The organism is Alkalibacter saccharofermentans DSM 14828 (genome assembly GCF_900128885.1).
Taxonomy (GTDB): domain Bacteria; phylum Bacillota; class Clostridia; order Eubacteriales; family Alkalibacteraceae; genus Alkalibacter; species Alkalibacter saccharofermentans.
The window spans coordinates 14,760-36,390 of sequence record NZ_FQTU01000002.1; the positions used below are offsets into that span (position 1 = coordinate 14,760).

A 21,631-nucleotide genomic window follows, 5' to 3' on the forward strand; every position below is an offset into this window, starting at 1 on the left:
TCCTATCCCTTATTCCACTATTACCGCATTAAATTTGCACACATCGTAACATTTTCCGCACTTGATACATAGCTCCTGGTCAATAATATGAACTTCCTTGCGACTTCCAGTAATGGCATCTACCGGACAGTTCTTAGCGCACAGCGTGCAACCTACGCAGTTTTCTTCGGATATTGTATAGGTAACGAGATTTTTACATTGTTTTGATGGGCACTTCTTATCATTTATATGAGCCTCGTATTCGTCCCTGAAGTATCTGATGGTACTTAAGACCGGATTGGGTGCTGTTTGGCCAAGGCCACATAAAGATCCGTCCTTTATCTGCACTGCGAGGTATTCCAAAAGTTCAATATCTCCTTTTTTACCTTCGCCTTCAGTAATCCTTTCAAGTATCTCAAGCATCCTCTTTGTCCCCATACGGCAGTGGATACACTTTCCGCAGGACTCTTTCCTTGTGAAGTCTAGAAAAAACTTAGCCATTTCCACCATGCAAGTGGTCTCATCCATTACCACCATTCCGCCAGAACCCATTATGGCACCGGTCTTTGTGATGGATTCGTAGTCTACAGACGTGTCCACCAGCTCAGCAGGAATACATCCTCCAGAGGGTCCGCCCATCTGAACAGCTTTAAATGCCTTGTCATTTAGTATTCCGCCACCGATATCAAATATGATATCCTTGATCGGAATCCCCATAGGAACTTCAACAAGTCCGCCTTTTTTTATCTTTCCGGTAAGGGCAAAAACCTTTGTTCCCTTGCTCTTTTCAGTTCCCATTGCAGCGTAAGCTGCTCCACCGTTGTTAATTATCCAAGGTACGTTTGCAAAGGTCTCAACGTTATTTATATTTGTAGGCTTTGCCCAGTAGCCCTTTTGTGCGGGAAATGGAGGTTTTAGCCTAGGCATGCCCCTTTCTCCTTCCAATGATGCTATAAGGGCAGTTTCTTCGCCACAAACGAAGGCTCCAGCACCAGCCTTTATCCTCATATCAAAGTCAAAGCCCATGCCAAGGATATTTTTGCCCAACAAGCCTTTTTCTCTCGCTTGATCCATTGCCTTTTCAAGCCTCTTAATTGCAAGAGGATACTCCGCCCTTACATATATTATGCCTTCCTCTGACCCTATTGCATAAGCTCCGATCATCATTCCTTCTATGAGGTTATGGGGGTCTCCTTCAAGTATGCTCCTGTCCATGAACGCACCAGGGTCTCCCTCATCAGCATTGCATACCATGTATTTTGGCGTCTCGTTTTGCTGATAAGCTGCATTCCACTTAAACCATGTAGGAAATCCTGCTCCACCACGGCCTCTAAGACCTGATACCTTCATCTCTTCTATGACTTCTTCGGGGCTCAAATCTTTAAGACATTTTTCAATGGCCTTGTACCCGCCATTTGCAAGGTACTCCTCTATGTCTTCAGGATCTATATAGCCACATCTTCCAGTGGCGATTTTTACCTGCTTTTCTTGAGACTCTTTATCTATTTGCGATATAAGATATCCTTCTGATTTGCCTTTATTTAATATATCGTCGAGGAATTCTGCTATCTTATCCGCAGGCACTTTTACATATCTGTGCATATTTCCCTCGTCGTCATATATGTCCACTATAGGTTCCAGGTGGCACATACCTACACAGCCTGTTATTTCCAGGTTTATATTTAGGTTTTTCGCGCCGATTTCCTTTTCAAACTGCTCAAAAACCTTTCCGGCACCCGCCGCTATGCCACAGCTTCCTAATCCTACTACAGCCTTCATGTTATGCCTCCTTTCCCGCTTCATGATCTGTCTTTATTTGCTTTAATATTTCTTTTGTCTTTTGGGGCGTTAGATTCCCGTAAGTCTCTCCGTTAATCATCATAACCGGAGAAAGGCTACAGCAACCTAGACATGCCACGTTGTTTAAAGTAAACAGTCCATCTGGAGTAGTTTCTCCCTCTTTTACACCTAGCTCTTCTACTATAGCTTCTTCGATCGTCTTGGCTCCGTTTACATGGCATGCCGTTCCCTGGCATAGCATTACAAGATTCTCTCCTACAGGCTCTAGCCTGAACTGAGTGTAAAATGTAGCTACTCCATATACTTTTGCACTGTTAACCTTTGTGACTTCAGCAATATAGTCAAGCATAGGCAAAGATAGATACCCATATACATCTTGAGCCTTTTGCAGTATTGTTATCAAGCTGCCCTTTACATCCTTGTATTTTGCCAGTATCATGTCAAGCTCGGCTAAGTCAACTTGGATGTCATTAAATCTCGACTTTAAATCTTGTGCTCCGCAACAATCCATATCCATAACTCCTTATTCTTTATTTTAATAAAAATATGCATTATTTCAATTATATCAAATCTTCCTTTTCTTAAAAGGTTTTTTTGCATTTATATGCTTTATTTTTTACCTTTGATTGCGTTTACATCTCTGCCGACTGAGTATATATGCAAACCATCATTCTAAAATGCAAATATTCTCCAACTTATGCATTGAAGTCTTTCCATTAAAAAAAGACGGATTTCTCCGCCTTTACTCTAATTAACCATCATTACATCAGATCCTATTTCCAGATATTCTATCTCCATATGTTCAATCTTTTGCACTTTATCCATGTTGGTCACTACTACAGGGGTTATCATGCTCTTTGCATTTTCCTTTAAAAACTCTAGATCGCATTCTATCAGAACATCTCCTGCTTTGACCTTTTGCCCTATGGCCGCTATTCTTTTAAAGCCTTCTCCTTTTAGCTTAACAGTATCTATCCCGATATGTACCAATATTTCCAAGCCATCATCAGTTCTTAAGCCTACTGCGTGATTTGTATCAAATATGTGCACTATCTCTCCATCTACAGGCGAACAAATTTCTTTGCTTTCCGGATAGACTGCAAATCCGTCACCTATCATTTTATTGGCAAACAGGGCATCCGGCACATCTTTTAAGGCTATTATCTTTCCTTTAGCTGGAGATTTGAGTATTGTCTGCTCAGTTGCTTCAGACTCTTTACTGTCTTTCACTTCTAATTCTCTATATTCTTCAGGTTCAGTCCTATTTACCACATTTGGATTTGACATTATTCCTATTATATCATCCTTCAAGCTCTCAGCTTGAGTTCCAAACACTACTTGCACTCCGCCACCACCTATATCCCTTACTCCTGGCGACCCTAACTCTTTCAATCTATCTTTGTCTACTAATGCTGTATCTTTTACTTCAAGTCTCAGCCTAGTAATGCAGGCATCGATATGAACAATGTTCTCACCACCTCCAAGTGCTTTAAGCACCTCATATGCTTTTTGAGATATATCGTGATCCTCAGACCCTTTTTCATCATCGTTTCTTCCCGGGGTTTTTAAGTCAAGCTTCAGTATTAGGAAGTAGAATGCCCCGAAATACAGTGCCCCTATTACAAGTCCGATAGGTATCAGCATAAATGGGTTTCCAGCATTTCCTGTAGATATGCTTACTAAATAGTCTATCAATGAGGAAGTAAAGGTTTCCGTAAGCCTAACATCTGCCAAATTTATTAAAAATCCTCCAAAAGACGCAAGCAGTATATGCGTTATAAATAATGCCGGTGCTACAAACATAAAGGCAAACTCGATGGGCTCTGTAATTCCTGATACTATTGTTGCCAAAGATGCTGCAAACATAATTCTTCCTATTGCTTTTTTGTTTTTCTTAAATGCAGCCATGTACATTGCAAGCGCAGCTGCGGGAAGTCCAAATAGTTTAAATGGATATTCTGCAGCAGTTATAGATCCAGCAGTTGGGTCTCCAGCAAAAAATCTTGCTATTTCACCGGTAAATACCTCTCCTGTTTCAGTAATGGAATATTGACCAAAAATCATTGTAAAAGGCGTCTTAAATATGTGATGCAGGCCAGTAGGAATCAATGCTCTGTTTCCGAGCGCGTATATAGCTCCTCCCAATCGGAAATTTCCTATTTTCAGATTTATGGCATATTCCCCCATGTAGTTCACTCCGTTTTGAATTACAGGCCAAATTAATCCAAAGACTACTCCCAGAACAAGAGATATCACTACCATTAGAATGGGAACCAATCGTTTTCCTTCAAAGAAACCTAACATTGGATGGAGTTTCGTCTGATTAAACCTTTTATATATTAGAGCAGACATCAACCCTATCATTATCCCACCAATCACTCCCATAAATATAGGTGATTCAAGGTGTTGAATGGCACCCATGACATCCAACACCTTATCAAGTACTATATATCCTATAAGTGAAGCAAGGCCCGCTACTGATTCTCCAGCAGTGAATCCAATAGCCACCCCCACCGCAAATATCAATGGCATATTTTCAAATATTGCCAGTCCTCCGCCGTTTAAAATCTGCACCAAACCGTTCAAAAGCGGATTGTTCTGGAGTACCTGCTCCCCAGATAACATTTGTATAATGCCCGATAAGGCAACCATCAATCCCGCTGCCGGCAAAACAGATGCTGGCAGCATGAATGATTTTCCAATCTTCTGCAGCAGCACAAAATTACCTTTCTTTATTTCGCTCATTTCTTTCCTCCTTTGATTTTTTATGAAAAGTTACAAACAAAAAGGCATGAACCTATAGGTTAACAAACAAAACAACTTCCTAGGTTGATCTGCTTCTTAAACTACAAGCTCATGCCTGATCGAATCAGTTACACGCACCGTTTTATCTGGTTTGATTTAATTTATAAATATGAAGGGCTATGTAGCCGACTTCACTCTCTGGTATCATAATATCAATATTTTGTTTTAAAATCAAGGCTATATTTTTAGAAAGTTTAAACTCAAAGGGAAAATCTTTTTTCAGCTTGTCTAAAAACATGTTCTCAATAGGCTTGTTTTTTTCACACCTCTCTAGAACTCCTTTTAAATGCGCAATCAATCTGACGCCGGAAAAGGAATCATTTTGAATCGAGATGCCTAACCTTTCTTCTACATAATCAATGACCTGCTTCAAAGCATCCAGGTATTTTATTGGAGGTACGCCTTTTGTATGAATCCTAGCCCCATTTATATGCAGTGCTATAAAACCAATTTCAGCTTCAGAAAAATCTATGAAAAGTCTCTTTCTCATCATCTCAATTGTTTTCTCCGCAATTTCATATTCTTTCTGATATATCATCTTAGTTTCCAAAATAAAAGGATTGACTATTTTCATTCCCTCTTTTATCCTTTTTACGGCAAAGGCTATATGGTCTGCCAAAGCTAAATGAATGTCTTGATGAAGATTCTCCGAAAGCTCATTTTCAGCTAATGTAACAATATCCTCGACGAGGGCAAATATCTTTTCATCAGTGTTCTCCAATAGACGTTCCATCTGAGACTTGTTTGTGGCGTCTACATGTATAAAAACATTTTCAACTCCTGCATCTTCAGCCAACTGGGATCCCCTTTTTTTATCGAACCCTATCCCTTTGCCTACCAAAACATATTCTTCCTGTCCCCTCTGTACTAAAAGGGCGTTATTGTTGAATACGCGCTTCACAGTATAGCCTTCCATCAAATCGCCTCCTTGCTTGCCAATACCATTAAGATAACACACCTGTAACTACCCTGTCCATTCCTGCAAGATCCTTCGTCGTTTTCACCTCAGAAAATCCGTTCTCTCTTATGATTTTTTCCACTGCATCCCCTTGGTCATAACCAATCTCAAAAGCAAGCAATCCGCCTTTTACCAGTTTATCGGGGGCCTGTTGTGAAATTTTTCTGTAAAAATCAAGTCCATCAACGCCTCCGTATAGGGCAGTTTTCGGCTCGTACCCTATAACATTCTTCCCAAGAAGTTTCATTTCCCTTTCATCTATATATGGAGGATTTGAAACTATCGCATCAAACTTAATATCTGAGGGAACTTTGTCGAAACAATCGCTTAAGATAAGCTCTACCTTGTCAGGTTCATCTAAAATATTGCCGGCGTTCTCAGCCGCAGTTTCAAGAGCACCTTTGTCTATATCGACGGCTAAAACCTTAACATCTTCTACATAATTTGCAATTGATACTGCTATGGCTCCGCTTCCTGTGCCTATATCTAAAACCTGCTTGTTTCTGGGTATCTTTTTCAGATATTCTATAACCACTTCAACTAAGATTTCCGTATCCGGTCTTGGTATGAGGACCTTCGAGTTAAGTACAAAGTCAAGTCCCATAAACTCTTTTTTGTTTATAATATAAGCTACGGGCTCTCCTGAAAACCTTCTTTCTATATCTTTTAAAAAATCCTTTTCGACATCATCGCTAACCTCTTCTTGCCAGTGCATAATTAGATAAGCTCTTTCTAAATTCAAGCGATTAGAAAGCAACACCTCCGCATCAAGCCTGGGATTGGAAATATCGTTTTTCTTTAAAGACTTGGTAGCCTCTATGAGCAAATTTTCTACGTTCATAATTACGTATAATCACCTCTAAATATATTTTTCATTCTAGTTTTTTATATCTGTCTTTGTTTTCATATGTCAAAAACCCCAACATCACTATACGATGTTGGGGTTAGTTTGATCTTTCCGTCAACCGAGTCAATTCGATTATTCCTGCTCTTCTTTGATACCGTATTTCTTATTGAATCTGTCTACTCTACCGCCTGTGTCTATAAGTTTTTGCTTACCTGTAAAGAATGGATGACACGCAGAGCAAATTTCCACTTTTAACTCTTCTTTTACAGAACCAGTTTCAAAAGTGTTTCCACACGCGCATTTAACGATTGATTTATTGTAATTAGGATGAATTCCTTCTTTCATCTCATTCACCTCTTTTCTAAACTCCTATTTATATGCATCTCATACATTATAGCAAGGTTTGTAGAAAATATCAAACTTTTTCGTAGCAAACCTTGCATTTTTTTATCGAACCTCCGTACCATCAGAGATGTCTCTGTCTACGGTGATGAGGTTCAAATCCTTTTTGTCTGCCGCTGCTAGTATCATCCCCTGAGATTCTATTCCGCGAATCTTGGTTTTTTTAAGATTGGTTATAACTACCACCCTTTTGCCTATCATATCTTCAGCAGAATAAAATTGTGCGATTCCTGAGACGATTTGTCTTCTCTCTTCTCCAATTTTCACCTGCAACACCAAGAGCCTGTCTGCATCCGGATGCTTATCACACTGAATGACTTCTGCGACTTTAAGCTTAACCTTGGCAAAGTCATCGATACTTATTGTGTCGTCTTCTTTCTTGCCTTTTTTCTGTTCGCTTTTTTTAATCTGGGACTTTGTTTCTTCCTTTTTTTCTTCAATTGCTTCTACCCTAGGGAAAAGGTTGTCTCCTTTTGACATTTTTTCCCCGAAGCCATATGCCCCATATTCACTAGCGCTTTCCCAAGTCAGTGCTTCTTCAGGGATATTGATTTGAGCCTGCATCTTTTTTGCTGTGGTAGGCATGAAAGGCTCAATCAGAACCGAAACTACTCTGAGAGTCTCAGCAAGATTAAACATTACCCCTGCCAGTCTTTCTTTCATTTCAGAATCTTTTCCCAAAATCCAAGGTGTAGTCTCATCTATGTACTTGTTAGCCCTGGAAACCAGTTTCCAAATAATCGCCAAAGCATTGCTAAGCTCCATTTTTTCCATATGGCTTGCTACATCTTTTGGAGTACGGCTGATCATTTCAAGCAAGCTTTGGTCTATGTCAGCAACCTGCTTCTCTGATGGTATTATCCCTCCAAAATACTTTTCAACCATTGCAACAGTCCTGCTCAACAGGTTCCCCAAGTCGTTTGCCAAATCCGAATTGATTCTTGATACCAACGCATCTTCATTGTAGACCCCGTCTGCTCCAAAGCTCATTTCTCTCAATACGAAATATCTTAGTGAATCTACTCCATATTTTTGAGACAGCTCCACCGGATCTATGACGTTTCCTTTTGACTTTGACATCTTCCCTCCCTTTAAGAGTATCCATCCGTGTCCAAAAACCTGCTTGGGAAGAGGTAGATCTAGTGCCATAAGCATTATTGGCCAGTAGATCGTATGGAATCGCAAGATGTCTTTTCCAATCAAATGAACGTCTGCCGGCCAGAATTTTTCCATGAGCTGAGGCCTGTCGTTTAAGTACCCCAGAGCAGTTATATAGTTGGACAGTGCATCTATCCAAACATATACCACATGTCCCGGGTCGAAATCTACAGGTACGCCCCAGTCAAAAGTCGTCCTGGACACGCAAAGATCCTGAAGCCCCGGCTTCAAGAAATTATTTATCATCTCATTTTTTCTGGATTCAGGTTGAATAAAGTGAGGGTTTTGTTCTATATGCTCTATCAATCTGTCCGCATATTTTGACATCTTGAAAAAATATGCTTCTTCTCTTTCTTGCTTGACTTCTCTTCCACAATCAGGACACTTCTCATCCTCTAACTGTGTTTCAGTCCAGAAAGCCTCACATGGGGTGCAGTACCAGCCTTCATAATGAGACTTGTATATATCCCCTTTATCGTATAGTTTTTTAAATATCTTTCTTACCGACTCTTCGTGATAAGGGTCGGTAGTCCTTATAAAGTGATCATAATCGATATCCATAAGCTCCCACAGTGATTTAATTCCTTTCACTATTTCGTCTACGTATTCTTTAGGGGTCACTCCTTCTTCCTTTGCCTTTTCCTCAATCTTTTGTCCATGTTCGTCCGTACCGGTTAGAAAGAACACATCATATCCTGTCTTTTTTTTGTACCTTGCCATAGCATCCGCGGCAACAGTTGTATATGTATGTCCAATATGAAGCTTGCCGCTTGGATAATAAATCGGTGTTGTAATATAATAACTTGGTTTCATCTTTATCCTCCTCGTTCATTTGTTCTTTCCCAACAAAAAAACTCCCATCCCAAAGGACGAAAGTCAACTTACGTGTTACCACCTTTTTTTATGCAGACTTATCAGACTGCACCTCATCGTGTATTTGCATACATCTCACTTTAACGCGTCACGCGTATCGAACTACTCAGATTTCATCCGATCGATTCAAAGACCATCTTCCACCTGTTTTCAAAATCGATTCTCACCATTCTCGACTCTCTGTATAATTCCACAAGGCGTACTCTTCTTATCATTATCTTTTCGTATTTTTTTGTTCATAATTAATTATACATAAGTCACGTTAAAATTCAATACTTTTCTATCAAATAGAATTATGCGTCTGATTCCTCTTTTTTATACGATAAAACATAGTTTTTATAGTTTTCCAATAAAATTACAAAAATATCTGAAATACTATTTACTTATTGTATTCCTTTACATATAATAGATACAGAGACTGTGACATATATCATCAGATTGATCAAATTCTCATTTGATAAAGTTTTCATGGTGCATTTTATTCCAAATCATTGTGGAATTAGAAATCATCTGATACAATGTCATTGAATAACAATTATATTTTTTTTTGAAAGGGAGAGATATTTTATGAAATCTACAGGTATTGTTCGTAAGGTAGACGAACTTGGAAGGATTGTAATTCCAATTGAATTAAGAAGAACTCTTGACATCAACATCAAGGATTCTTTGGAGATTTTTGTTGACGGTAATTATGTAGTGCTTAAAAAGTATGAGCCTGCATGCATTTTCTGCGGAAATGCAAAAGATGTCGTCAATTACAAAGGCAAAAACATTTGCCCTGATTGCATGACTGATATTAAGAAATAGCAAAATCAAAAGCATCCTGAACCTCAGGATGCTTTTTTACTTGAATATCTTCACGTCATAAAACGATCATAAACTTCTCTTTTGGGAATTCCTCTGTCTTTTGCAATAAGCTTGACCGCCTCTTTTTTTGAAATGCCTTCTTCAAGGTAATGCTCCATATGTTCTTCCAACGTCATGGTATCCCAAAATCCTTTTTCTTCTTGGCTGGATCCTTCTATCAGCAAAACGAATTCCCCTTTTGGCAGGTTTTCTTCATAGTGAATTATTGCCCGGGAAATACTCCCTTTCCAAATAGTCTCATGTAACTTGGTAAGTTCCTTGACCAAGGTTATTTCTCTGTCCCCAAGGCTATCTTCAAGTTCTTTTAGAGTTTTAATAAGTCTGTGTGGAGCTTCATATAAAATAACAGTAAGTTTTAACTTTCCTATTTCCTCTAGCGCCTTTTTCCTGCTTTTTTTATTTGAAGGCAGAAAACCACAAAAGGAAAACTTGTCGGTACTCATTCCGGAAACTACCAAAGCCCCTATCGCAGCACATGCCCCCGGAATCACCGTTATGTTTATGCCTTCTTCATGACATCTGCGAGCCATAATAGCTCCCGGATCTGAAATCCCCGGCGTCCCCGCATCCGAAACAATAGCTATAGTCTGACCCTCTTTGAGCATCTCCACAAGTTGGTTGCTCCTATCGATTTCATTGTGTTGATGATAGCTAATAAGTCTCGCGCCTATGTCATAATGATTAAGCAGCTTCTTTGTATGTCTCGTATCCTCCGCTGCTATCAAGTCTGCTTCCGCCAGAATACGGACAGCCCTAAATGACATATCCTCAAGGTTTCCAATAGGCGTTGCGACTAAGTAACATATCCCGTAAGCACTTTTCATCTTATCAGCTTGTGAATACATCGTCCCTTATCATTGTTTCTGATCTATTTGGTCCTACGGAAATTATCTTTGCGGGTATGCCACTGATTTCTTCAATTTTCTCCACGTATTTTCTAGTGTTTTCAGGGAGCGCAGAATAGCTCTTACACATTGTTATATCCTCATCCCAACCGTCCATCACTTCATAAATGGGTTTGCATTTCCCGAGATCTTCCAGTGATGCAGGAAAATCACTTATCAACTTTCCGTCTTTTTCATAGCCGACGCAAAGGTTTAATTTTTCTATCCCTGTCAACGTATCCAGCTTTGTTATTGCCAAAGATGTAAGGCCATTAACTCTCACAGCAAACTTTAAAATAATGCCGTCAAACCAGCCACATCTTCTTGCCCTTCCCGTAGTCGTTCCAAATTCTCTGCCTGCTTCTCTTATGTATTCGCCAGTCCTATCGAAAAGCTCTGTAGGGAAAGGCCCCTCTCCGACTCTAGTAGTATAAGCCTTTACGACACCTAGAACTTCGTTGATTGCCGTAGGTCCTACTCCTGAACCTATGCAAACCCCTCCGGAGCCAGGATGTGAAGATGTTACATATGGATACGTGCCAAAATCAAGATCAAGTAAAGTTCCTTGTGCTCCTTCAAACAAAACTTTTTTATCTGATTTAACCCAGTCATAGACTTCCACCGAAGTATCAGAAATGTATTTTTTGATTCTCTTCCCATATTCCATATATGTAGAAAATATTTCATCGAACACAAGTGGTTTGTGACCATAAATTAGCGTCAGCACTTTGTTCTTTTCTTCCAGTGCTATTTTAAGCTTATTTGCAAAAATTCCTTCATCTAAAAGATCGCAAATCCTAATTCCTGCACGACTTGTCTTATCCATGTATGCTGGCCCAATGCCTTTTTTTGTCGTTCCAATTTTCCTGTCTCCAAGACTCTCTTCAGATAATTCGTCCAGTATCTTATGATATGGCATGATAATGTGCGCCCTGTCGCTTATCGTTAAAGAATCAGTAGAAACACCGTCATTTTCAAGATAATCTATTTCATCAAGCAACGCCTTTGGATCTATAACGACTCCATTTCCTATTATGCACGGTTTACCCTCGTTTATGATTCCGGAAGGAATCAGGTGAAGCTTATACTGCTTGTCTCCTACTTCTACTGTATGACCCGCGTTGTTTCCTCCTTGATATCTTACCACCACTTGCGCCTGTTGGGCCAAGTAATCCGTTATCTTTCCCTTGCCTTCATCGCCCCATTGGGCACCTATCACTACTAAGCTGCTCATTTAATATTCTCCTTTCAAACCCGATTGGATATTTTTCTGGCAGTATACACGCCATTTACAGATGCTTGCATCAAACCTCTAGTTATTCCTGCACCGTCTCCCATAACATAAAGGCTTTTTATATTTGTTTCAAAGTTTTCATCCACTTTTATCTTATTGGAATAAAACTTAACTTCCACTCCGTATAATAATGTTTCATCACTGGCGAGTCCCGGTGTCACATTATCAAGAGCTATTATCATTTCCTCTATGTCTTTCATTATTCTATAGGGAAGTACCAAACACAAATCCCCAGGCACTGCATCTTTTAGTGTTGGCTGTATATTGTTTCTGACCAGCCTGGTTTCGGTTGTTCTTCTCCCTCGTCTGAAATCGCCGTATCTTTGTACTATGATTTTATTTCCAGAGAGCATGTTTCCTAAACCTGCAATATATTTGCCGTATGCAATCGGCGATTTAAAAGGTTCTGTAAATCCTTTTGAAACAAGAAGCGCAAAATTTGTATTATTGGTCTTTAAAGTATCTGCCTTATAACTATGTCCATTGACAACCGCAAGATTATCATCGTATATTTCTGTGGCAACTACTCCCCCTGGATTTGAGCAGAAAGTTCTAACTTTATCGTCAAAAGTCTCCGTATAATATACGAGCTTTCCCTCATACATAACATCATTTATTTCCTTCATAATCTCATTTCTGCACTCTATCCTAACGCCGATATCTACCTTTCCCACTTCTGTTTCTATATTTACTGTCCTGCATATCTCATCAAACCATTCAGAGCCGTCCCTCCCTACGCCAATGATAATATTGTCACCGTAGTACTCGGAATCAGCCTTTACTCCCATAGCCTTGCCTTCTTCAATAATAATCTCTTTTACAGGGTTTCTAAACTTAATCTCCACCCCTTTTTCCAAAAGATAGGCTTGAAGCTTAGTGTAGATGTCATATCCCACCTCTGTTCCTACATGCCTGATGGGGCATTCTATCAGTTTAAGGTTGCTTTGGATAGCTTTTCTTCTGATAACCGATATTTTGTCCATGTCGTCTATTCCGTAAATTTTGCTGTCTGCGCCAAATCCCAGATATACTTCATCCACATATTTGATTAGCTCTTCTGTCGTCTCATATCCTATGTATTCCGGCAGTTCTCCTCCAACCTCTGGAGAAAGAGACAGTTTGCCATCTGAATAGGCCCCAGCACCGGCAAAACCGGTAGTTATGTTGCAAGGCTTGCAGCCTACGCATTTATTTGTCCTTCTCTTAGGGCATATTCTCTTCTCAATGGAATTGCCTTTTTCAAGCATGAGAATATCTATCTCCTGATTTTGCTTTATCAGCTCCATTGCACAAAAAATGCCCGCCGGACCTGCACCAACAATGATAGCATCGTATTTTTTCAAGTTTTCCACTTCCTTAAATATATACCGGCACTTTATCCGGCGGATTCCATCAGCTTTTTGGAAACTAAGAATCCATTATAGATATTATCAAATTATACATGTGATATCAATACAAAAACGAACTTTATTTCTTACTTATATATAATTGTTCGTAAACTCTAGTGTCACTCCCTATATTCTACCAAATTGCCGAACTGTGTATATTCTTCATGCCAGGAAAGCTTTATTACCCCTGTAGAGCCATTCCTTTGCTTTGCAATGTTAAGTTCTGCAATATTTTTATCCTCGGGATCTTTTGAGTAGTAATGGTTCCTGAAAAGCATCATTACCACATCTGCATCCTGCTCGATTGCACCCGATTCCCTAAGATCCGAAAGAATAGGTCGATGATCTGTTCTGGCATCTGGAGCCCTGCTCAACTGTGACAGGGCAATTACTGGGCACTGCATCTCTCTAGCCAAAGCCTTTAAAGATCTAGATATTGCAGATATCTCCTGCTGACGGTTCTCGCTTCTTTTCGAACCCTCCATTAGCTGAAGGTAGTCTATGAGAATCATATCCAAACCATGCTCAAGCTTTAACCTTCTAGTTTTTGATCTCATTTCCATTACAGTTACTCCAGGTGTATCGTCTATATAAATTTTACTGCTTGATAAAACAGAGGTAGCGTAGGCCAGCTTTTGCCAATCTTTATCCGTAAGATTTCCCGTCCTTAGATTCTGGCTATTGATATGTGCCTCGCTACAAAGCATCCTCTGAGTTAACAGCTCTTTGCTCATTTCCAGACTGAATATGGCAACAGACTTCTTTGCCTTTACCGCCGCATGTTGAGCTACGTTCAGTGCTAATGCAGTTTTTCCCATAGATGGTCTGGCTGCGATAAGCACCAAATCCGCCTTTTGCATTCCTGCTGTCATATGATCCAAATCTGTAAATCCGGTAGGCACTCCGGTTATGGTATTGTTGTTTTTTTGAATATCTTCGATGCTCTCTAGCGTTCCTACAAGAGCTTCTTTTATATGGACAAAATCGCCGGTCTTCTGTCTTTGAGACAGCTCAAAAATATTCTTTTCAGCCATTTCAAGTACTTCATCCGCATCGTCTCCGTTTGTATAGCATTCGTTTATAACTTCCATAGACGAGCTTATAAGAGATCTCAGCAAGGCTTTTTCCTTGACAATGTCACAATATGTCCGCACGTTTGTGGATACCGGGACATTATCTATAAGCTCCGCAAGATAACCTCTTCCGCCTACTTTTTCCAAAACATTTGTATCCTTCAGCTTGTTGGTCAATGTTATTAAATCAACAGGCAAGTCTTCCTTGAAAAGCTCAACTATTCCGTCGAATATGGCCTTGTGCTGCGCATTATAAAACATATCACTGTCAGTTATCAACTCCGTCGCTGTGGATATTGCATCCTTGCTGACAAGCATGGCTCCTAAAACCGATTGTTCCGCATCGATATTATTCGGCGGAACTTTTATCATATTTTCTGACAAGTTTGTTCACCTCTAAAATTATTTCCCTTTAACCGTTACAGTCAAATCTCCGGTAATACCAGCATGAGTCTTTATAGTAACTGTGAATCTGCCTATATTTCTTATAGGCTCGCTTAATTGGATCTTTCTTTTATCTATGTCAAATCCTAAGTCTTTCTTAATGGCTTCGGCCAAGTCCTTACTGGTAATCGACCCAAATAATCTTCCCTCGTCTGAAGCTTTTTCGGCAATTTCTAAGTTTGAATCAGATAATTTTTTTGCAAGTTCTTTTGCCTCTTCTATTTCTTTTTGTATAGCTGCCTGCTGCTTCTGTTTATCTTCATCATTTTTCTTTAAATTATCTTTTGTAGCTTCTACTGCAAGGTTCTTAGGAGCTAAAAAGTTTCTGAAGTATCCATCCTTTGCATTTACTACATCTCCCTTTTTACCCATTCCTTTTACATCTTCAAGCAATATTACCTTCATTTATCTTCACCTTCCTTTAAGTATTCGTCTATTGCATTTTTCAACATCTCTCGGGCGGTTTCTATATCTGTGTCTGTTAGCTGTGCTCCAGCGACCGTCATATGCCCTCCGCCTCCAAGGGTTTCAAGTATCCGTTGAACATTTAATCCACCATAGGATCTGCCGCTAATTATAGCTGTATTGTCTCCCAAGGCTATAACGAAGGACGCCTCCACTCCCTGTATGTTCATTAACTCATCTGCTGTTTGAGCCGTGATCAAATTGGCCTTATCAGATTGATCGTTAACTATTGCAATTGCTATATTTCCCTTGATGAACTGCGCCTCTTTCAAAGCTTGGGATTTTGCAATCAGCACCTCCCTGTCGTCTTTGAGAAGCTTTTTTGCTTTAAGGGTATCAGCTCCGTTTTTTCTTAAAAAAGATGCAGCCTCGAAAGTTCTCACCCCGGTTTTAATAGCAAAGTTTTTTGTATCCATATAAATCCCCGCTAAGAGCGCAGTCGCTTCAATTTCGGTCAGCTCCACGCCATCGTCAATGTATTCGATTATTTCGCTAACTAGCTCGCATGTCGAGGAAGCATACGGCTCTAAATAGGTCAATACTGACTCTTCGATAAATTCAGCTGCCCTTATATGATGGTCTATGACAATTATTTTGCCGACTTTATCTATCAGATCAGGATCCTGAACCAGGTTTCTCTTGTGAACATCGACTATTACCAAAACGGTATCTTCATTGGCAGCTTTCCTTGCACTTTCAGAAGAAGACAATGCGGTTTCGTACCCATTTTCCATCAATTCCTTATAAAGAACATCTATAGACGGATTGCTTTTATCCAATACTATCGAAGCTTCTTTCCCTAAAAACCGTGCACATCTAAAAATCCCGAGCGCAGCTCCCAATGAATCGATATCTGGGTTCTCGTGTCCCATCACAAGTACATTCTCAGAATTTTCCATCAGCTCTTTTATCCCATGAGCTTTGATCCTTGCCTTGACTTTTGTACGCTTTTCAACCGCCTGAGTTTTCCCTCCAAAATACGATAGCTTTCCGTCTTTTCTAAGTACCGCTTGGTCTCCTCCTCTAGCAAGAGCTATGTCCAACGCAGACTTTGAAAGCTCCTGTAATTGAGGAAAAGAAAGCTTCTGATCCGATATCCCCACACCTATGCTGAGGGTTATTGGAATCTTGTTTCCCGATTGTGTTTCTCTCATTATATCCAAGATATTAAATCTTTTTTCTTCCATAACTGATAAGTACTCATATTCAAACATCATGAGGTATTGATCCGGATCGTATTTATTTACGTATGCATTCATATCTTTGGCCCAAGCATTGATCTTCCTGTCTATGATTGCAGTAATCAAAGGCTTGTAGCTGTCTTTGCTGCTTTTAAGCACTTCATCGTAATTATCTACCTGTATAAAGGCTATCACGGGCCTTTCCAGCAGGTATCTATCCATTAGTTCCTCGTATTCCGTATAATCAATCCAGTATAGCATCCTGATTTTTTCACTATTAATATTCTTTACGCTATTAGTATATACCCTGTAGTGATTGCCTTCATAGTAATAGGTGATGAACTTATCTTCACGCTGATAGAATTTTTCAATGTCTAAGTCTTCAAAGACCTGTTTAAGGCTCTTATTCAATAAATTTCTTCTATCACCCAAGATATTTCTAAAATCACTGTTGTACCACAATACAGTATCATCTTCTTTGAGAATCACAAGGGGAAAAGGCAACTCCAACAGAATGTTCTGGGTAGCTGTATCGATATCCAATGCCAGATTCTCCACCAGCTCTTTCCAACGCTCTTCGCTTTTGGTGGCGGCTTTAATTTTGTAATATATTAGATAAATCAATATCAAGGTTCCCGTTATTGCTATTGCTAGGTTGAAAGCATATATTACTGCTACCAAAATAGCTATTATCCATAAGTATATATTTGTATTGGGAATAAAAAAGTTTGTAAACTTTTTGTTGTCCAGATTAATCCCTCCCTTAATGACATGGCATAAATATTATACCACATACACTATTCATGTACACGGATGATAGGCATAAAAACGGCTTATCTGATCCAACATTTCCAAATCACTATTTCATTTGATCAGTTTTCGTATGGTTGGCAAATAAAAAGATCCCCGTTAAGGGATCCTACAGTTCTTTATTCAGCTGTATACGGCAACAAAGCGATGCTTCTTGCCCTTTTGATAGCAACCGTTAATTCTCTTTGGTGTTTAGCACAATTTCCGGTTACCCTTCTTGGAAGGATCTTTCCTCTTTCTGACACGTATTTGCTCAATGTCTTAAGATCCTTGTAATCTATAGCTCCAGATTTGCTTTCGCAAAAGTTGCAAACTTTTTTTCTGCTTCTTCTGAAAGGTTTAGCCATGTTTTTCCCTCCTTACTTAAAATGGAAGATCGTCATCTTCGTCTTCCAACGGCTGGAAATCATCCATTGGAACTCCATAATCCTGGTCTTGTCTATTTTGATCCTGTCTGGCTGGAGAATAGCTTCCGCCTTGTCTTCCCTGCCCTGATCCTGAACTTAAGAATTCAATCTCTTCGCAAACAACTTCAGTTACGTACCTTTTGCTACCGTCGTTTGCTTCATAGTTACGGGTTTGAATTCTTCCGTATACACCGACCTGGCTACCTTTACCAACATACTTGGCTGCATTTTCACCTTGGTTTCCCCATGCGACACAGTTTATGAAATCTGCATCCGGCTGACCTTCTTGTTTAAACCTTCTGTTGACAGCGAGGCTGAAGGTAGCTACTGCTGTGCCCTTTTGGGTGTATCTCAATTCAATGTCTCTTGTCAGACGACCTATGAGTACGATCTTGTTCATTGTTTATCACTCCGATTAAGCATCTTTTTTTATTATCATGTGACGTACAAAGTTTTCAGATATTTTAAATCCGTGATCTAAATCAGCTAAAAGCTCATTGTTACCTTTAAAGTTGATTAAAACATAGTAACCTTCAGTGAACTTGTTCTTGATTTTGTACGCTAGTTTTCTTTTTCCCCACTCTTCAACTGTTTCAACTTCACCTTTTGCCGAAATCATACCTTTGATTTTTTCGATATTTTCTGAAATTTGCTCAGTAGAAAGTTCAGGATTGTAAATAATCACTGTTTCATAACTGTTCATTTTTTCACCTCCCTTTGGACTTATGGCTCTCTAAAAGAGAGCAAGGATGCACGCAGTGTTTCTATTATAACACAACCACATTTTAGTACAACTATATTTCAAAAATTATTTGATATTGCCGATTATTTTTTTCACTCGTTTTTGAAATTTCTCCCTGTCGAGCATCACGATCCTGCCACAACCCGAACATTTTATTTTAATGTCCATCCCTATCCTGACCACCGTCCACTTATTGCTTCCGCAAGGATGATTTTTTTTTGTCTCCACGACATCTCCTAGGTTGATGTCCATTTACAAAACTCCTCCCTATTCATCTCAATCAAAAAAACAAATATCCTATATAAAAGTACTGGGCAATATAAGAATTGTTAAGGGCGTTTATAATATTGCTATGATTGAACAGTATCGCCAATGAATATATGGAGTTGATGATTATGATATTTACTATTGCGCCTTCGATAATCCCCATAAACGCTCCGCCTGTTTTATTCATGATGTTTAAAACCGGAAGCTTTGCTATAAAATCGAAGAATCCCGCTATTACAAAAATTATAAGCCTTACAATAAGAAACACGCCTATAAAGCACAAGAGATACAATATCATATCTGCAAGGGTTGCTGCAAAATCAAAAGCTATGTTCATATTTCCGCTTTCAGCAGCAGCATTTTGTATGAAATCTCTGGCTCCCACAGGCAGCTTGTTCAAATCCAGCTGTTCTAATCCCTTTGCTTCTGAAGAATTCCCTACTCTAAAGTTCTCTGCGATAAAATTATATAAATTACTGTAAATATCTGTATTCTCGGTGACTAGCTCATATACGCTTTTATATAAACTGGATGCTATTATCAACGAAATCACAAAAGAAAGTATGGAAGCCAACGCATTAACGAGTCCTCTTTTAAAATCCGCAATAACATATAATACAAAAACTCCTATAATCAAAATGTCTATCCAAGACATCCCTAACCCCCCTCGTCAATTCACATATCTGCATATTTTATTTTATTTCTTTTCTTTTTAATTCTACTTATTTTGTATGCTTTTCCAAGATAAGCTCCCATGAAAACCACAAAGACAACAAATATAAGGTTAATATTTATTTGAATATATATGTTGCTATCAGGAAACAAATTCATGATTGGATAAAAAGGGGAGTTCCAAAACAAAATCGGCGCACCCACAAAGTAAAATAAATTGTAATTCTGTACCGTCGTAAGACTTTCAGACATTGACTGCATACCCTGTGCCCCTATTACATATATAAGTGCAGGCAAAATGCATATTATTCCAAATATTAAAAAATCAGTCTCTCTGTTTTTAATCCTGCTTTTCCCAAGCATGAACCCTGCAGCAAACCATACTCCCATTGCCAGAAAAGTCATTGCCATCATCATCGGCAGATTTTCTTTCTCTATAAACGTGTTAAGGGCCGCTACTGTTACATGCATTCCGTTGCCTATAACTCCCCACTTTAAAAAAATGCTTGTTTTTTCCTTCATTCATTATCCTCCTATTGTTTCACGTGAAACATCAGTTGGAAAGTCTTTCCGTCAGACGCTCCAAGTCATCGTTGCTGTAGTACTCTATTTCTATTTTCCCTTTATCGTTCTTGCCGCTTATTTTGACTTTTGTGCCTAAATTGTTTTGCAGTTTTTCCTGCAGATCTCTTAAGAACATCTGCGTCTTGGTATCTAAGGTCTTTTCTGTATTTTCGTTATTTTTTTCGTTTTTTAACTTTTGAACAAATTTTTCAGCTTCTCTTACGCTCAGCTTTTCTTTTAATATCTTCTCCAAAAGTCTCTCCCTGTATATTCCTTCAACTGAAAGGATGCATCTGCCATGACCTGGAGTGATTATATCATCTACTATCAAATCTCGAATTTCCTTTGGCAGGTTTAAAAGTCTCAAGGTATTGGCTATCGAAGTTCTGCTTTTCCCTATTCTCAAGGATATATCCTGTTGCGTTAGATCAAATTTATTCATTAAATCTTTATATGCAAGAGCTGCTTCAATTTCATTTAAGTCTTCTCTTTGAAGATTCTCAATAAGAGCCAGCTCCATAACGCCTTTATCTGTAAGTTCTCTAATTACTACCGGAACCTCTTTGATCCCAGCCATTTTTGCTGCTCTCCATCTTCTTTCTCCCGCAACTATCTTGTAGCCGTCATTATAAGCAGTTACTATAATAGGCTGTATAACCCCGTGTTCCCTAATGGAGTTTGAAAGTTCTTCAAGCTTTTCCTGGTCAAACTTTGTTCTGGGTTGGTTCTTGTTAGGGCATATCCTGTCTATATCCATACTTTCAAGGCCTTGCCTTCCTTGTTCGCTCTCTTCCGGAATCAACGCTTGCAGGCCTTTTCCCAAACCTTTCTTGCTTTTCATATCCTATCCCCCTTCCTCTTTATGAACTCTTTTGCAAATTCGAAGTACGCCTGTGCTCCTTTGGATTTTTCATCATACTCAAGTATAGCCAATCCATGGCTTGGCGCCTCAGCAAGTCGTACATTTCGAGGGATAACAGTCTTATAAACCTTATCTCCGAAATAACCGCTTACCTCATCAACTACCTGGAGTGAAAGGTTTGTTCTTCCGTCAAACATAGTCATTATAATTCCTTCAATCGATAGTTTGTTGTTAAGACCCCTTTTGACGAGGTTTATGGTGTTCATAAGCTGGCTTACACCTTCCAAAGCATAATATTCACATTGTATTGGAACTAATACGGAATTAGAAGCTGCAAGCGCATTTAACGAAATAAGACCTAAAGAAGGAGGACAATCAATCATTACATAATCGTATATTCCATCAGCATTTTTCAAAAAAACGCTCATTAAAAGCTCTCTGTTTTTCATAGCTGTCATTTCTATTTCTGCACCGGCTAATTCAGGTTTAGAAGGCACTAAATCAAGGTTTTTAAACCTTGTTTTTATGCAAACTTCATTTAAATCAGACCCGTTTACCATCCCGTCATAAAGGCTAAACTCCAAAGATTCTTTATCTATGCCGAAACCACTGGTGGTATTGCCTTGGGGGTCCGCATCCACCACCAGGACTTTCTTCCCAAGTTGCGCCATATAAGTACTTAGGTTGATGTTGGTGGTTGTCTTGCCCACTCCGCCTTTTTGATTGAAAACCGATATTATCTTAGTCATTATTATCCTCCACTAATTCATATTACTATTTTAACACTTATCTCTATAATATCAATGAAGTTTTAAATGTTTCACGTGAAACATTTAAAAAAACTCTCACTGATTACAGGTTGTTTCTAAAACCTGTTTCAGTGAGAGCC

Annotated in this window: 22 protein-coding genes and 1 other annotated feature; of the genes, 1 reads left to right on the top strand and 21 read right to left on the bottom strand. The window is 39.1% G+C overall.

Translation table 11 applies throughout. The features are described from left to right. Positions 1-9: 9 nt before the first annotated feature. The 7 genes from nuoF to metG form a co-directional block, all read right to left on the bottom strand. Entirely contained in the window at positions 10-1,758 is a 1,749-nt protein-coding gene (nuoF, locus tag BUB93_RS01830; protein ID WP_073269374.1) for an NADH-quinone oxidoreductase subunit NuoF, read from the bottom strand. A 1-nt stretch (position 1,759) separates the two neighbouring features. After that, a complete protein-coding gene (gene nuoE / locus BUB93_RS01835; RefSeq protein WP_084116830.1) occupies positions 1,760-2,290 on the bottom strand; it encodes an NADH-quinone oxidoreductase subunit NuoE in 531 nt (176 codons plus the stop codon). A 236-nt stretch (positions 2,291-2,526) separates the two neighbouring features. Continuing rightward, positions 2,527-4,524: a glucose PTS transporter subunit IIA gene (locus BUB93_RS01840; RefSeq protein ID WP_073269376.1), complete on the bottom strand. Its 1,998-nt coding sequence runs from the start codon at positions 4,522-4,524 to the stop codon at positions 2,527-2,529. Positions 4,525-4,666: 142 nt separating this feature from the next. After that, positions 4,667-5,500 carry a PRD domain-containing protein gene (locus tag BUB93_RS01845; protein ID WP_073269377.1) on the bottom strand — a complete coding sequence of 278 codons (834 nt, stop codon included), beginning with the start codon at positions 5,498-5,500 and terminating at the stop codon, positions 4,667-4,669. A 28-nt stretch (positions 5,501-5,528) separates the two neighbouring features. After that, positions 5,529-6,383, bottom strand: a complete 855-nt coding sequence (prmC, locus tag BUB93_RS01850; protein WP_073269378.1) for a peptide chain release factor N(5)-glutamine methyltransferase — start codon at positions 6,381-6,383, stop codon at positions 5,529-5,531. 138 nt (positions 6,384-6,521) lie between these two features. After that, positions 6,522-6,734: a 50S ribosomal protein L31 gene (rpmE, locus tag BUB93_RS01855; RefSeq protein ID WP_073269379.1), complete on the bottom strand. Its 213-nt coding sequence runs from the start codon at positions 6,732-6,734 to the stop codon at positions 6,522-6,524. 102 nt (positions 6,735-6,836) lie between these two features. Continuing rightward, positions 6,837-8,762: a methionine--tRNA ligase gene (gene metG, locus BUB93_RS01860; RefSeq protein WP_073269380.1), complete on the bottom strand. Its 1,926-nt coding sequence runs from the start codon at positions 8,760-8,762 to the stop codon at positions 6,837-6,839. A 49-nt stretch (positions 8,763-8,811) separates the two neighbouring features. Beyond that, positions 8,812-9,046 (bottom strand) — a binding site (T-box leader). Between the two features lie 343 nt (positions 9,047-9,389). Here metG and BUB93_RS01865 point away from each other — a divergent pair. Beyond that, positions 9,390-9,629, top strand: a complete 240-nt coding sequence (locus BUB93_RS01865; protein ID WP_073269381.1) for an AbrB/MazE/SpoVT family DNA-binding domain-containing protein — start codon at positions 9,390-9,392, stop codon at positions 9,627-9,629. 50 nt (positions 9,630-9,679) lie between these two features. On the opposite strand, the gene rsmI is transcribed toward BUB93_RS01865, so the two are convergent. The 14 genes from rsmI to BUB93_RS01935 form a co-directional block, all read right to left on the bottom strand. Next, entirely contained in the window at positions 9,680-10,534 is an 855-nt protein-coding gene (gene rsmI, locus BUB93_RS01870; protein WP_242945276.1) for a 16S rRNA (cytidine(1402)-2'-O)-methyltransferase, read from the bottom strand. Then, the gene (locus tag BUB93_RS01875) at positions 10,518-11,807 is read right to left on the bottom strand and encodes an adenylosuccinate synthase (RefSeq protein WP_073269382.1); all 1,290 of its coding nucleotides are present in this window, start codon (positions 11,805-11,807) and stop codon (positions 10,518-10,520) included. Before BUB93_RS01875 ends, rsmI begins: the two co-directional genes overlap by 17 nt. Positions 11,808-11,821: 14 nt before the next feature. Next, a complete protein-coding gene (locus BUB93_RS01880) occupies positions 11,822-13,210 on the bottom strand; it encodes an NAD(P)/FAD-dependent oxidoreductase (protein ID WP_073269383.1) in 1,389 nt (462 codons plus the stop codon). A 164-nt stretch (positions 13,211-13,374) separates the two neighbouring features. Beyond that, positions 13,375-14,700, bottom strand: coding sequence for a replicative DNA helicase (dnaB, locus tag BUB93_RS01885; RefSeq protein WP_073269581.1), 1,326 nt, complete (start codon positions 14,698-14,700; stop codon positions 13,375-13,377). A gap of 30 nt (positions 14,701-14,730) precedes the next feature. After that, entirely contained in the window at positions 14,731-15,177 is a 447-nt protein-coding gene (gene rplI / locus BUB93_RS01890; protein ID WP_073269384.1) for a 50S ribosomal protein L9, read from the bottom strand. After that, on the bottom strand, positions 15,174-17,099 hold the full coding sequence (locus BUB93_RS01895; RefSeq protein ID WP_084116832.1) for a DHH family phosphoesterase: 1,926 nt from the start codon (positions 17,097-17,099) through the stop codon (positions 15,174-15,176). Before BUB93_RS01895 ends, rplI begins: the two co-directional genes overlap by 4 nt. Positions 17,100-17,347: 248 nt before the next feature. Further along, the gene (gene rpsR, locus BUB93_RS01900) at positions 17,348-17,575 is read right to left on the bottom strand and encodes a 30S ribosomal protein S18 (RefSeq protein WP_073269386.1); all 228 of its coding nucleotides are present in this window, start codon (positions 17,573-17,575) and stop codon (positions 17,348-17,350) included. Positions 17,576-17,591: 16 nt separating this feature from the next. Then, positions 17,592-18,035 carry a single-stranded DNA-binding protein gene (locus tag BUB93_RS01905; RefSeq protein WP_073269387.1) on the bottom strand — a complete coding sequence of 148 codons (444 nt, stop codon included), beginning with the start codon at positions 18,033-18,035 and terminating at the stop codon, positions 17,592-17,594. Between the two features lie 15 nt (positions 18,036-18,050). Continuing rightward, complete coding sequence (gene rpsF, locus BUB93_RS01910) at positions 18,051-18,338, bottom strand: 30S ribosomal protein S6 (protein ID WP_073269388.1); 288 nt, start codon at positions 18,336-18,338, stop codon at positions 18,051-18,053. 105 nt (positions 18,339-18,443) lie between these two features. Beyond that, positions 18,444-18,629 (bottom strand): DUF951 domain-containing protein, encoded by a 186-nt coding sequence (locus tag BUB93_RS01915; RefSeq protein ID WP_073269389.1) that lies wholly within the window; start codon positions 18,627-18,629, stop codon positions 18,444-18,446. Between the two features lie 28 nt (positions 18,630-18,657). After that, positions 18,658-19,299, bottom strand: coding sequence for a CvpA family protein (locus BUB93_RS01920; protein WP_073269390.1), 642 nt, complete (start codon positions 19,297-19,299; stop codon positions 18,658-18,660). A gap of 20 nt (positions 19,300-19,319) precedes the next feature. Then, complete coding sequence (locus BUB93_RS01925; protein WP_073269391.1) at positions 19,320-19,838, bottom strand: hypothetical protein; 519 nt, start codon at positions 19,836-19,838, stop codon at positions 19,320-19,322. Positions 19,839-19,869: 31 nt separating this feature from the next. Then, positions 19,870-20,721: a ParB/RepB/Spo0J family partition protein gene (locus tag BUB93_RS01930; protein WP_073269392.1), complete on the bottom strand. Its 852-nt coding sequence runs from the start codon at positions 20,719-20,721 to the stop codon at positions 19,870-19,872. Beyond that, positions 20,718-21,491 (bottom strand): ParA family protein, encoded by a 774-nt coding sequence (locus BUB93_RS01935; protein ID WP_073269393.1) that lies wholly within the window; start codon positions 21,489-21,491, stop codon positions 20,718-20,720. The genes BUB93_RS01930 and BUB93_RS01935 overlap by 4 nt, the downstream gene beginning before the upstream one ends. Positions 21,492-21,631: the final 140 nt, after the last annotated feature.

Bases quoted from the DNA above. Each gene is read 5' to 3' on its own strand.
- rplI (WP_073269384.1), bottom strand. From the start codon at position 15,177: ATGAAGGTAATATTGCTTGAAGATGTAAAAGGAATGGGTAAAAAGGGA.
- rsmI (WP_242945276.1), bottom strand. From the start codon at position 10,534: ATGTATTCACAAGCTGATAAGATGAAAAGTGCTTACGGGATATGTTAC.
- BUB93_RS01915 (WP_073269389.1), bottom strand. From the start codon at position 18,629: ATGGACATCAACCTAGGAGATGTCGTGGAGACAAAAAAAAATCATCCT.
- nuoE (WP_084116830.1), bottom strand. From the start codon at position 2,290: ATGGATTGTTGCGGAGCACAAGATTTAAAGTCGAGATTTAATGACATC.
- BUB93_RS01905 (WP_073269387.1), bottom strand. From the start codon at position 18,035: ATGAACAAGATCGTACTCATAGGTCGTCTGACAAGAGACATTGAATTG.
- BUB93_RS01875 (WP_073269382.1), bottom strand. From the start codon at position 11,807: ATGAGCAGCTTAGTAGTGATAGGTGCCCAATGGGGCGATGAAGGCAAG.
- BUB93_RS01865 (WP_073269381.1), top strand. From the start codon at position 9,390: ATGAAATCTACAGGTATTGTTCGTAAGGTAGACGAACTTGGAAGGATT.
- BUB93_RS01935 (WP_073269393.1), bottom strand. From the start codon at position 21,491: ATGACTAAGATAATATCGGTTTTCAATCAAAAAGGCGGAGTGGGCAAG.
- BUB93_RS01840 (WP_073269376.1), bottom strand. From the start codon at position 4,524: ATGAGCGAAATAAAGAAAGGTAATTTTGTGCTGCTGCAGAAGATTGGA.
- rpsR (WP_073269386.1), bottom strand. From the start codon at position 17,575: ATGGCTAAACCTTTCAGAAGAAGCAGAAAAAAAGTTTGCAACTTTTGC.
- BUB93_RS01930 (WP_073269392.1), bottom strand. From the start codon at position 20,721: ATGAAAAGCAAGAAAGGTTTGGGAAAAGGCCTGCAAGCGTTGATTCCG.
- nuoF (WP_073269374.1), bottom strand. From the start codon at position 1,758: ATGAAGGCTGTAGTAGGATTAGGAAGCTGTGGCATAGCGGCGGGTGCC.
- BUB93_RS01845 (WP_073269377.1), bottom strand. From the start codon at position 5,500: ATGGAAGGCTATACTGTGAAGCGCGTATTCAACAATAACGCCCTTTTA.
- prmC (WP_073269378.1), bottom strand. From the start codon at position 6,383: ATGAACGTAGAAAATTTGCTCATAGAGGCTACCAAGTCTTTAAAGAAA.
- dnaB (WP_073269581.1), bottom strand. From the start codon at position 14,700: ATGATAAAAGTTCCGCCGAATAATATCGATGCGGAACAATCGGTTTTA.
- rpsF (WP_073269388.1), bottom strand. From the start codon at position 18,338: ATGAACAGTTATGAAACAGTGATTATTTACAATCCTGAACTTTCTACT.
- BUB93_RS01925 (WP_073269391.1), bottom strand. From the start codon at position 19,838: ATGAAGGAAAAAACAAGCATTTTTTTAAAGTGGGGAGTTATAGGCAAC.
- rpmE (WP_073269379.1), bottom strand. From the start codon at position 6,734: ATGAAAGAAGGAATTCATCCTAATTACAATAAATCAATCGTTAAATGC.
- BUB93_RS01920 (WP_073269390.1), bottom strand. From the start codon at position 19,299: ATGTCTTGGATAGACATTTTGATTATAGGAGTTTTTGTATTATATGTT.
- metG (WP_073269380.1), bottom strand. From the start codon at position 8,762: ATGAAACCAAGTTATTATATTACAACACCGATTTATTATCCAAGCGGC.